The organism is Mesorhizobium sp. CAU 1732, assembly GCF_039888675.1.
GTDB lineage: Bacteria > Pseudomonadota > Alphaproteobacteria > Rhizobiales > Rhizobiaceae > Aerobium.
Genome location: NZ_JBDQQR010000001.1, coordinates 830812 through 842654, shown reverse-complemented (window position 1 = coordinate 842654; position 11843 = coordinate 830812). Strand labels below are relative to the sequence as shown.

The following is an 11843-nucleotide window of genomic DNA, read 5'->3' as shown; positions in this document are numbered from 1 at the left end:
TCCAACCGGTCAATCGTGGGTGACGGTGCCCGCGGTCAGGATGCGCAGCACCCCGATCGCCTCTTCGCCGCTGGTGCGGGGTTCCGCGCGCGTGCCGATGCATTCGATGAAATGCTGCAGTTCCCGCGTCAGCGGCATGCCGGCCGCGACCGGCACATAGGACGGCTCGTTGGTCGTGAACGCCCAGTGGCCGCTGTCCTGCCACACCGCATGGCGGTAGACGGCCAGCTTGCGGTCCCACGGCTCGACATCGTCGAACACGGCCATCGCCTTGGTGCCGACGACGGTCAGCCGGCGCTCGCGATAGGGATTGAGGCGTGACGTAAAGAGGTGGCTGCGCAGGCCGCCGGGGAAGCGCATGTGGAGATGCGCGAAGTCGCTCAGATGATCGAGGAGTGCTGCGCCCTCGCCCCTGATCTCGGTCGGTGCCGCGCCGGTAATCGCCAGGATCATCGACAGATCGTGCGGCGCGAGATCCCAGAGCGCGTCGTTCTCGGTATGGAACTTGCCCAGGCCCAGACGGTGCGAATGGATGTATTTCACCGTGCCGAGCTCGCCCGCGTCGATCAGTTGCTTGAGTTGCTCGAAGGCGGGATGAAAGCGCAGGACGTGGCCGACCATAAACACGCGCTTGTGGGCCTTGGCGGCGGCGACGGCCCGTTCGGCGTCGGCCACGGTGAGCGCGATCGGCTTTTCGACCAGAACGTCCTTGCCGTTCTCCACAGCCCGGATCGCCGATTCAGCGTGGAATTGCGGCGGCAGCGCCATGACGATCGCATCGATATCGTCGCGCGTGTAGAGTTCGTCCGGATCGACGGCCAGACACTCCTGTTCACTCGCAAAGCCTTCAGCCCGCGCCGGATTGGCATCGGACACGGCATGCAGAGCGCCCAGCGATTTGAGGGTGCGGATGTGGTTGGAGCCCCAATAGCCGCATCCGAGCACGGCGATACGCGGTTTCATGAACCCTATGACCGGAAAACTTCGACGCCGAGACATAGACTTGCGTCCCGATGAACTCAACCCCGCACGGCACGAAAAGAAAGTCCCGCAGCGACCGTCATTTCAGGCGGTTTGCGCGCTTGACAGGCCGGACATGCCCACCTTATATCCGCCCGACCTTGGCGACGGCCCGCGTTCACATCTATGCGAGCGGCAGGCATCGTAACGGGGCGGAGTAGCTCAGTAGGTTAGAGCAGAGGAATCATAATCCTTGTGTCGGGGGTTCGAATCCCTCCTCCGCTACCAAAAGGGTTCCCTCCGGCATGGTTTGTATTGGCGGAGAACGCCAGGAAGAAGCGCTAAGCGCTATCCCTCTGGCCGCGGCTGAACGGTTTCGGCCGTTGTCAGAATTTGGCCGGGAACGCTGGAGTGTGAAATCGTTCCGTCGGAGAAGGCTGTGGAAGCAAAGGCCCGCCTTGCCTTTACATGGCCGGGGAGCCACCTTGCCGGAAACGGGAGGGAATCATGCGCGTTGCATGGAAAGACCTGAACCTCACAGAACAGAGCGGTTTGCACCCAATCGGAGACGTTTGGATCGATCTCAAACCGCGCGACATTCGAATATGGCGCGAGCATCCAACGGCAATATTTGGGGCGACACGGTATGCTGCGCTAAAAGGTCGAGACCGCTATCTTCTCGGCTCGTACGACGTGCCAGAAGCCTGAGGATGCGTGCATGTCCGACACGATCCTGCCCGAGCGCAAACTACCCAAGCTGATCGTGGTGATGGCGTTCGATCCGGATGACGAGGGCATCCCGCAAACTGTATTTGGCCCGCAGGACTATCCGACAGAGGAACGCGCGGTGCGCACAGCCAAAGGGCTCGCGGCGAAGCACAAGGGCGTCATTGCCTGGAGCCGTGAGGCTGAAGTGGATGTCGGCGAATATGGCCCGCCGACGACGCTGTTTCAGCAGGCGAAGTGCCGGAAATGGTGTGATCGGTCAGGGCACGTCCGTCCCCGCGGCGATTGTTAGAAAGGCGCACAAAATGGTAGCGTTATATTAGCATTTGGTAGGCTGAAATTGCAGCGCGCATGATACGCAAAAGCACTATGCAGTTCCATTCGATCGCTGTAGGAGGTTCACCTAACGTCATTTCGCGTCGGGGGTTTTGCGATGGCATTAGACACCGGAACGGTCCACACCTATTCCTCCAATACATGGTCTTGGAGCGACGTCGTCTCTGACGCAGAAGGTAATTTCTACCTCGCCTACAAGAACGATTCGACATCGATCAATGTCGACAAATGGAATGCGGCCACCAATAGCTGGGAAAGCCACGCATCATTTTCCGTCGCCGACACGCCTGGCGCGGACACGAGCTTCAGCGATGATCTCGACCTCGCTGTATCTGAAGATGGCAATCTCCACCTCGTCTTCCGCCATTCCAACCAGATAGATTTTGATTTCGGCCAGCCGCGCGGTGTGTCGTATGGCGAGTTCGATGGAAGCACGTGGACTTTCAGCGTGGTTGAACAGGCGAGCGATTCATCGGGCTGGAAGAACTACGATGATCCCAGCATGGTCATCGATTCTGAGGGCAACGCTCACATCGCCTATCTCTATTCGGATGTGAACGGCACAGGCCAGCATCACATCCGATACGCGACCAATGAATCGGGCTCATGGGTCACCAGTTCGCCCGTTCTGTGGGACGGCCCTGGCAGCAGAGGCACCAATGAACTGCACGAGCCAAGCCTGACCATACGCCCCGACGGTACGATTTCATTGGTCTACATCGATGAAGACGACCAGAACACTGTGCACGGCAACATCTATGCCATGGAGCGTTCGCCCGACGGCGTCTGGTCGACACCGACGATGATCTTCGATGGGGTGTCGGCCGGGCGGACGCCAATTTACGACATCGGAGCCACCGATGCAGACGGCTATCAGCACCTCATCTACGCGGATGCTGACGGCTCTCTTTACGATCTGACCAATGCTTCGGGAAGCTGGCAGTCCCAGCTCATTTTGCCGACCAGTGCAAACGCTTCCTACGCCACCGACTACCAGGAAGTGAACGGCATCGAATATATGCTGGTGACCGATACCGACGGGGCCACCTACTTCTATTATAATTCCGGCTCCGGGTGGCAGAAGGGCGACCAGGGGATCACAGGCGAATCGGACCTAGATTTCGCTGTCAATATCGACGGCGCGGCAATGGTCATCACGCTCGACGCAGACCTTCGAGTTATCAGCTATGGAACTGGACCGACCGGTGCGCAATTGGCGAACAGGGATCCGGTGGTTTCGGGTCCAGTGACTTTGCCTGCCGCTGACGAAGACACTTCGGTCACGATTACGGCTGCTCAACTGATGGCGAACGCAAGCGATCTTGACGGAGACACGCTATCCGTCGCCAACCTCGTCGCAGCGACTGGCACTCTTGTAGACAATGGCGATGGAACCTGGACCTACACGCCGGTCGCCAACGACAATAGCAGCGTTACCCTTTCCTACGATGTAGTCGATGGGAACGGGGGCACCGTATCGACGTCAGCAACTTTCGATCTGGCGCCTGTCAATGATGCACCAACCGACATCGCTCTCAGCGACAACTCCATCGCTCAGAGTGCAGGCGTCAATGGCGTTGTCGGCACGCTGACGGCAACCGATGTGGATGAAGGCGAAACCTTCACATATTCGCTGATCAGTGGCGCAGGTGACACCAACAACGCCATGTTCAGCCTCGCCGGAAACTCGCTTCGCGCAAACGATGCTGCGGCACTGGACGCCGGCACATATTCAATCAGACTGCGCGTTACGGACTCAGGCGGTCTTTCATTCGAGAAGGCTTTCTCGATCACCGTCGCAGATGATGTAGACCCCGCTGTCAGCTCCGTGACGGTACCAGCCAACGGCACCTACGGCACAGGCGACAATCTGGACTTTACTGTCAACCTCAACGAAGCGGTGCTTGTTGATACGACTGGCGGTACCCCTACGATAGCAATCACGCTGGGCACCGGCGGTACGGTCTACGCCACGTATATAAGCGGCAGCGGGAGCAACGCACTCGTATTCCGACTGACCATCGGCGCGGGACAACGTGACCTCGACGGCATTGCGTTAGGCGGCTCGATTGAGCTCAATGGCGCAACGATCAGGGATGCGTCAGGAAACAACGTCGCCACAAGCCTTAATTCGGTTGGCTCAACGGCCGGAGTTCTGGTCGATACGTTTTCTTCCCCTTCGTCGATAGCGCTCTCCGCCAACGCTGTTGACGAGAACGATGCTGGCGCGGTCATCGGTTCGCTATCGACAGTCGATCCGGACGCCAACCCCGGAGACGTTTTCACATACTCGATACTTGGCGCCGCAGCTGACCGGTTCGAGGTCGTTGATGGCACGCTCAAGCTGAAGGCCGGTATATGGCTCGACTTCGAAATCGAGCCGTCGGTCGACGTCACCGTGCGGTCAGTTGATAAGGATGGACTGTCCGTCGATGAAACCTTGACCATTGTCGTGGGCGACATCAACCCGGAGATCGTGACAGGCTCGGCCGGCGACGACGTTATTCATGGCGGTAACGGCAACGACATCATCAACGGCCGTGCCGGTGCCGACGACATGTATGGCGGCGGCGGCAACGACATTTACGTCGTCGACGATGCGGGCGACAGCACGATCGAACTGCCCGGCGACGGCATCGATACGGTTCGCAGCTACATCGACTGGACGCTCGGCGACAATGTCGAGCGGCTGGAACTGTCTGGCGCCGCCACGAACGGCACGGGTAACGTTCTCGCCAATACGCTGGTGGGCAACAACAGCGCCAATGTCCTGCGCGGCGAGGGTGGCGATGACTATCTGACCGGCCTTGGCGGCAACGACGTCCTCTATGGCGGCAACGGCAACGATCGACTGGTCGGCGCAGCCGGGGCGGACATCCTCTACGGCGGGGCCGGCAACGATGTCTTCCGCTTCGAGGCGGTGACTGACAGTCCCGTAGGACCTGGCAACCGTGACATCATCATGGATTTCGCGCGCGGCCAAGACCGCATCAGTCTCTATGACGTTGATGCCAACATTACCATGGCCGGAGACCAGGCTTTCACATTCCTTGGGAATGCCGCTTTCTCCGGGGCGGCCGGCCAGTTGCGCTACTCGGCCTACGGCAATGTCTGCCTCGTCGACGGCGACGTGAACGGCGACGGCATCGCGGACTTCCAGATCCAGGTCAACGGCACACACTGGATGACGGGAACTGACTTTATCCTGTGATGTAGCGTGAACGTAAAAAAAGCCCCGCCACCTTTCGGCAAGCGGGGCGGATACAAAACGACCCCGGGAGGAACGTGTCCGGGTCGTTCGAAGATCAGGCAGCCTTTCGAGCCTTCGCCCTGTCATTAGCAGAAGCGTCTGCGAGCTTGGTCAGATCGCCGTCAGTTTTCGCCTCTTCCTGCAACGTTGCGTCCAGCAGCTTGGCGGCATCGGGCATCCCGAGTTCGCTCGCCCAGCGCTTGAGCGTGCCGTAGCGTGTGATCTCATAGTGCTCGACTGCCTGCGCAGCTGAGATCAGCCCGGCGTCGAGCGCGGCCGTGTTTTTGAACTCGTCCATGATCTCCTCGCCTTCGGAGATGATGCCTTCGATGGCATCGCAGGTCTTGCCCTGGGCACGTTTGCCGATGATCTCGAACACCTGCTGCAGGCGCTCGACGTGCCCCTCGGTCTCGTCCTTGTGTTTTTCGAAAGCTGCCTTGAGTTCGGCGGACTGAGCTGCCCGGGCCATTTTTGGCAAGGTTTTAAGGATTTTCTTTTCTGCGTAGTAGATGTCCTTCAGCGTGTCGTGAAACAGATCGTCGAGTGTCTTTTCCTTGGCCATGATTGCTCCCTTCGCATTGGCATCACAGACCCGTCGATGACGGGCGCGTGACGGCGACCTAACCAGCGCCCCGCATCAGTGTTCCTCACAGCAAAATCTTTCTGGCAGGGAGAATAGGATAAGGCGAAGCATCTACATGCCGGACGGAGGCGGGCTCCACTGTGTGCCGAGCAGGAAGGCCACCAGCGCCACCAAAATTGTCGGCTGGCTCAGCCAGCCCTCGGCACTGGGCATGAACCCGACGGGGCGGCCACTGCAAGAAACCTCTGGGCATCGTGTGATCGTCATTGCAGCGGCGGATTGCCGCATTATAGTGCAGCCGTATTCGCGCACAGGCGGCACTCGATGAACAATATCGCGTCATTCGAAAGCAATCTTCGGCTCTATTCGGCGGGCGCCGAGCGGTCCGAAGAGGAATTCATCCGCATCGTCGGCGAGCGCGTGCGCATGGCGCGTGCCCGGAAGGGCCTGTCCCGCAAGGCGCTGTCGGAATCGTCCGAGGTGTCGCAGCGCTATCTTGCCCAACTTGAAGGCGGCGAGGGCAACATCTCGATCGCGCTCCTGAAGCGGATCGCGCTTGCGCTCGATCACCGTATCGAATGGCTGGTCGGCGAGGACGATCCCTGGAGTTCCGACGTCGTGCGGATCGCGTCGCTCTTTCGCGTCGCGACGCAGGAGCAGAAGCGGCGCGTGCTCGGCATACTCGATCCCGAGAACGCCAGTCTCCAGCGCGTCCGGCGCATTGCGCTGATCGGATTGCGCGGCGCGGGGAAATCGACGCTCGGACGGCTCGCCTCAGCCTCGCTGAGCGTGCCTTTTACGGAGCTCAACGCGGAGATCGAGGCGAGTTCCGGCATGCCGGTCAACGAGTTGATGGCGCTCTACGGCCAGGAAGGCTATCGCCGGCTTGAGCGCCAATCGCTGGAGCGCGTGGCGGCGTCGCAGGATGCGATGGTGCTGGCGGTCGCCGGCGGCATCGTGTCGGAGCCCGATACGTTCAACTATCTCGTGCGCAATTTTCACACGATCTGGCTCAAGGCCTCGCCGCAGGAGCATATGAACCGCGTCCGCAAGCAGGGCGATACGCGCCCCATGGCGGGCAATCCGGCGGCCATGGATGAGTTGAAGACGATCCTGACCAGCCGGGAATCGCTCTATGCGCGCTCGGAGGCGCAGGTCGACACCTCCGGCAAGTCGATCGAGGAAAGCCTCGCCCTGCTTCTCGAAACCATCGAGCGCGAAGGGTTTTTGCGCCGCTGAGCGGGTCAGCCTCGGAGCGCGTCGCGTTTCGGGCGGATGCGGATCACCACGTCGATGTTGACGATTTCCATGCCGTCGGGCGGCGGCACCTCGCCGACCACCACGCCCTCGGGAATATCGACGATGCGGTTTTCGCCCTCGATGAAGAAGTGATGGTGGTCGGAGACATTGGTGTCGAAATAGGCCTTCGTAGCCTCCACCGCCAAGGCGCGCAGCAGCCCTGCCTCGGTGAACTGGTGCAAGGTGTTGTAGACGGTCGCGAGCGATACGGAGATGCCGAGCCGCTCGGCTTCGAGATGCAGCGCCTCTGCCGTCACATGCCGGTCGCCACCGCGAAAGAGCAGCGAAGCGAGAAGAAGCCGCTGACGGGTCGGCCGCAGGCCGGCATGTTTCAACTCACGCTGGACGCGCGAAACCCAGCAGATCGCCGTGTGTGGTTCGGCATGTCCCATCTTCAGCCTCCCTAAAGCACGATAATGCATTAGATGCACTATATATCACAATTCGCTTTGTGCAATCCGAGAAACCGCGCGGCATCCGCATCGATCGCGCCTCTTGGTCGGCGTGACTTGTCACGACTCGTCGCCGTTATCGGATCATCACCGCTTCGTCCTCGATACGCTCCAGCCGGGCCACGAAGTCCGTCACGGCGTCGAGCGTCTCGGCCGGCTTGTCGATGAAGGACGCGTGACGGCAGCCTTTCAGGACGACCGCATCGAAGGGCGCATAGAGCCGCGATTCGAGCGCCTTCAACTGGGCAAGCGTTCCGTACTGGTCATCTTCGCCCTGGATCGCCAGAACCGGCACGCGGACATAGTCGATCGCATTTTCGATGTTCCAGGCTGCGAAGTCCGGGTTCAGCCAGGCATCGTTCCAACCGAGGAAGGCGTTGTCCACATCGGCATGGTACTTCGCCAGGCGCGCGCGCAAGTCACCGCTCTCATAGGCGGTTCGCGCTTCCGCGATCGCCCGCAGGCCGGCCGGCTCGGTAAAGAAATGCGGCGCCATCAGGATCAGGCCGCGAATCCGCCGATCCTGGAACGCGCCCAGATACAGCGCTGCGATCGACGCGCCGTCGCTATGGCCGAGAAGGATCGCATGGCGCGGATCGAGCGCGGCCAAAACCTCCGGCAGGACGTCTTCGGCTTCGCGTTCCATATAGTCGATCGGCCGCGGCAGCGGCACCGGGTCGGATTTGCCGTAGCCCCGGCGGCTATAGGCGAAGACGCCGAGCCCCGTGGCGGCTGCGATGCGCTGCGGCAGGTCGCGCCACAAATCGATCGACCCCAACCCCTCATGCAGCATGACGATCGTGGTCGCCTTGCGCGGCTCCAGCCCGAACATCGCGCCCTCGAGGTTTGCGCCTCCCGCGCGAAACATGACCCTGCCGCCATCGGTCCAGTCGATGTTCATCCGTGATCCTCCAAACAGTTCGAACGCGCGATGGAATCGCACCGCATCGCCCCTCCATATCATGCATTATATCGCACTTTACGAAAGTTAATAAGCCCTATTATGTGAAATAATGCGAATCCCTGCTTGAAGCGCACGCAAAATAATGCACAATGATGCCGCACTCGGAAGTTGGGAGAGAGTCCGTGTCCAAGATCATCGATTTTCAGGTCGATCCGTCGCGTTACCGCCACTGGCGCGTAACCTATGAGGGCGACGTGGCCAATCTCTTCATGGATGTGGACGAGGCCGGCGGCCTGTTCGACGGCTACGAACTCAAGCTGAACTCCTACGATCTCGGCGTCGATATCGAACTGGCCGACATCGTCCAGCGCATGCGGTTCGAGCATCCCGAAATCCATGCGGTGGTGCTGCAATCGGGCAAGGAGCGCGTCTTCTGCGCCGGCGCCAACATCCGCATGCTGGCCGGGGCCGCGCATGCCCACAAGGTCAATTTCTGCAAGTTCACCAACGAGACCCGCAACACGTTCGAGGCAGCGGGCGCGGAATCCGGGCAGCACTACATCTGCGCCATCCGCGGCGCGTGCGCGGGCGGCGGCTACGAACTGGCGCTTGCCTGCGATCACATCATGCTGGCCGATGACGGCTCGTCCAACGTCGCGCTGCCGGAGGTGCCGCTTCTCGCTGTGCTTCCCGGCACGGGCGGGCTCACCCGCGTCACCGACAAGCGGAAGGTCCGGCGCGATCTGGCCGACGTCTTCTGTTCGACCGAGGAAGGCGTGAAGGGCAAGCGCGCCGTCGAGTGGCGGCTGGTTGATGAGATCGTGCCGAACTCGAAATTTGCCGAAACCGTCTCGGCCCGAGCGAAGGAGATCGCGGGCAAGTCGCGCCGCAACGGCGATGGCAAGGGCGTGCAGTTGACGCCGCTGGCGCGCACGATCGGCGAGGATGGCAGCCTGACCTACTCGACGGTCGAGGTGGAGATCGACCGCGCCAAGGGCCTCGCCACCATCACCATCTCCGGGCCGGACGAGGATGCGCCCGCCACGATCGCGGCGCTGCATGAACAGGGTGCCGCGAGCTGGATCCTGCGCGCGGCACGCGAACTCGACGACGCGATCCTGCATCTGCGGCTCAACGAACTCGAAACCGGCACGCTGGTGATCCGCACCCAGGGCGACCCGGAAAAGGTCGCGGCGCATGAAGCCGTCCTTTTCGCCAACCGCGACCACTGGCTCGCCAACGAAATCCTGCTCTACTGGAAGCGTGTCCTCAAGCGGGTCGACCTGACCTCGCGATCGCTGGTCGCGCTGGTCGAGCCGGGCTCCTGCTTTGCGGGCATGCTCGCCGAACTCCTGTTCGCGGTCGACCGGTCCTACATGGCCGAGGGCGATTTCGAGGGCGACAACCGCGCGGTCGCGACGATCACGCTGACCGACGGCAATTTCGGCCCCTTCCCCATGTCCAACGGGCTGACACGGCTTCAGACGCGCTTTCTCGGCGAGCCGGAAAAGGTCGACGGCGCGCGCGAGCGTGTCGGCGAGGCCCTTGAGGCTTTCGACGCGAACGCGCTTGGCCTCGTCACCTTCGCCTTCGACGACATCGACTGGGAGGACGAAGTCCGCATCTTCCTCGAAGAACGCACCAGTTTCTCACCCGACGCGATGACCGGCATGGAGGCCAATCTGCGCTTTGCCGGGCCTGAAACCATGGAAACGCGCATCTTCGGCCGTCTCACCGCCTGGCAGAACTGGATTTTCCAGCGGCCCAACGCGGGCGGGGAGGACGGCGCGCTTCGCCGCTACGGAACCGGCGTGCGGGGCAATTACGACATGCGCCGCGTCTGACGCGAACACTTCGAAGGCTTTCCGGGAGGATCCCATGCTCGACCTGATCAACGTCAACTACGACACCCGCATCCCCAACAATGTCGGCCTGTCCTCCGACAAGCGCGTGCTCAAGGCGCTGGAAAAGTGGCATCCCGGCTACATCAACTGGTGGAATGATCTCATTCCCGACAATTTCCAGAAGAGCCTCGTCTACCTGCGCACCGCCGTCAGCGTCGATCCGCAGGGCTGGGCGAAGTTCGACTATGTCAAGATGCCTGATTATCGCTGGGGCATTCTGCTTGCTCCCGCTGTCGAGGATCGCAGGATTCCGTGCGGCGAGCATGCCGGTGAACCCGCCTGGCAGGAGGTGCCCGGCGAATATCGTTCCATGCTGCGTCGCCTCATCGTCATCCAGGGCGACACCGAGCCGGCATCCGTCGAGCAGCAGCGGCATCTCGGGCTGACCGCCCCGTCGCTCTATGACATGCGCAACCTCTTCCAGGTCAATGTCGAAGAGGGCCGTCATTTGTGGGCGATGGTCTATCTCCTGCAGAAATATTTCGGCGCCGACGGCCGCGAGGAGGCCGACGATCTGCTGCGCCGCTCGTCCGGTTCCGACGAAGCCCCGCGCATGCTGGGCGCGTTCAACGAATCGACGCCGGACTGGCTGTCCTTCTTCATGTTCACATACTTCACCGACCGCGACGGCAAAATGCAGCTCGAAAGCCTCGCGCAGTCGGGCTTCGACCCGCTGTCGCGCACCTGCCGCTTCATGCTGACGGAGGAAGCCCACCACATGTTCGTGGGCGAGACCGGCGTCGGCCGCGTCATCCAGCGCACCTGCGAGGCGATGAAGGAAGCCGGCATTGAGGACCCTTACGACATCGAGGCGGTTCGCGCGCTTGGCGTCATCGACCTGCCGACGATCCAGAAGAAGCTCAACCTGCACTATTCGCTGTCGCTCGATCTGTTCGGGTCGGAAGTCTCGACCAACGCGGCCAACGCGTTCAATGCCGGCATCAAGGGCCGCTATCACGAGATCAAGATCGAGGATGACCATCGCCTCCAGGACGCGACCTATCCTGTCGTCCAGGTGGTGGACGGCAAGATCGTGACGATCGACGTCCCCGCCCTGTCGGCGATCAACATGCGGCTGCGCGACGACTATGTGCGCGACGCCTCGGGCGGCGTCGGCCGGTGGAGTGCTGCGATCGCCAAGGCAGGCGTTCAGTTCGAGATGAAGCTGCCGCATCCGGGCTTCCACCGCCAGATCGGCGTCTTCGGCAATGTCGACATGACCCCCGATGGAGAGATCATCTCCAGCGAGGCCTGGGAGAAGCGCCGGAACGAATGGCTGCCGACCAAAGCCGATGGCGACTTCATCCAGTCGCTCATGGAACCCGTCTGGGAGCCCGGCAAGTACGCAGGCTGGATCGCGCCGCCGCGGGTGGGGATCGACAACAAGCCCGGCGATTTCGAGTATGTGCAGCTTCACATGGCGTGAGTG

General features: G+C 61.4%; 9 protein-coding genes and 1 tRNA gene. 6 read left to right on the top strand and 4 right to left on the bottom strand.

The genetic code is table 11. The features are described 5' to 3' along the window. Positions 1 to 9: 9 nt before the first annotated feature. A complete protein-coding gene (locus AAFN55_RS04250) occupies positions 10 to 963 on the bottom strand; it encodes a Gfo/Idh/MocA family oxidoreductase (protein ID WP_347797630.1) in 954 nt (317 codons plus the stop codon). 208 nt (positions 964 to 1171) lie between these two features. Here AAFN55_RS04250 and AAFN55_RS04245 point away from each other — a divergent pair. From AAFN55_RS04245 to AAFN55_RS04235, 3 genes are all read left to right on the top strand, one after another. After that, positions 1172 to 1248, top strand: a tRNA-Met gene (locus tag AAFN55_RS04245). Between the two features lie 430 nt (positions 1249 to 1678). Further along, positions 1679 to 1978, top strand: coding sequence for a hypothetical protein (locus AAFN55_RS04240; RefSeq protein ID WP_347797629.1), 300 nt, complete (start codon positions 1679 to 1681; stop codon positions 1976 to 1978). A gap of 141 nt (positions 1979 to 2119) precedes the next feature. Then, the gene (locus tag AAFN55_RS04235) at positions 2120 to 5233 is read left to right on the top strand and encodes a cadherin-like domain-containing protein (RefSeq protein ID WP_347797628.1); all 3114 of its coding nucleotides are present in this window, start codon (positions 2120 to 2122) and stop codon (positions 5231 to 5233) included. Between the two features lie 94 nt (positions 5234 to 5327). Here AAFN55_RS04235 and AAFN55_RS04230 read toward each other — a convergent pair whose 3' ends face one another. Next, positions 5328 to 5834 (bottom strand): ferritin-like domain-containing protein, encoded by a 507-nt coding sequence (locus AAFN55_RS04230; RefSeq protein ID WP_347797627.1) that lies wholly within the window; start codon positions 5832 to 5834, stop codon positions 5328 to 5330. Positions 5835 to 6179: 345 nt separating this feature from the next. Between AAFN55_RS04230 and AAFN55_RS04225 the strand changes: the two genes are divergently transcribed. Then, positions 6180 to 7094 carry a helix-turn-helix transcriptional regulator gene (locus AAFN55_RS04225; RefSeq protein ID WP_347797626.1) on the top strand — a complete coding sequence of 305 codons (915 nt, stop codon included), beginning with the start codon at positions 6180 to 6182 and terminating at the stop codon, positions 7092 to 7094. Positions 7095 to 7099: 5 nt separating this feature from the next. Here AAFN55_RS04225 and irrA read toward each other — a convergent pair whose 3' ends face one another. Then, positions 7100 to 7546 carry an iron response transcriptional regulator IrrA gene (gene irrA / locus AAFN55_RS04220; RefSeq protein WP_347797625.1) on the bottom strand — a complete coding sequence of 149 codons (447 nt, stop codon included), beginning with the start codon at positions 7544 to 7546 and terminating at the stop codon, positions 7100 to 7102. A 136-nt stretch (positions 7547 to 7682) separates the two neighbouring features. After that, complete coding sequence (locus AAFN55_RS04215; protein ID WP_347797624.1) at positions 7683 to 8507, bottom strand: alpha/beta hydrolase; 825 nt, start codon at positions 8505 to 8507, stop codon at positions 7683 to 7685. A gap of 185 nt (positions 8508 to 8692) precedes the next feature. On the opposite strand from AAFN55_RS04215, the gene boxC reads away from it, so the two are divergent. Together boxC and boxB are read left to right on the top strand one after the other, a co-directional pair. Next, positions 8693 to 10354 carry a 2,3-epoxybenzoyl-CoA dihydrolase gene (gene boxC, locus AAFN55_RS04210; RefSeq protein WP_347797623.1) on the top strand — a complete coding sequence of 554 codons (1662 nt, stop codon included), beginning with the start codon at positions 8693 to 8695 and terminating at the stop codon, positions 10352 to 10354. Between the two features lie 34 nt (positions 10355 to 10388). Next, a complete protein-coding gene (gene boxB, locus AAFN55_RS04205) occupies positions 10389 to 11840 on the top strand; it encodes a benzoyl-CoA 2,3-epoxidase subunit BoxB (RefSeq protein ID WP_347797622.1) in 1452 nt (483 codons plus the stop codon). Positions 11841 to 11843 lie beyond the last annotated feature (3 nt).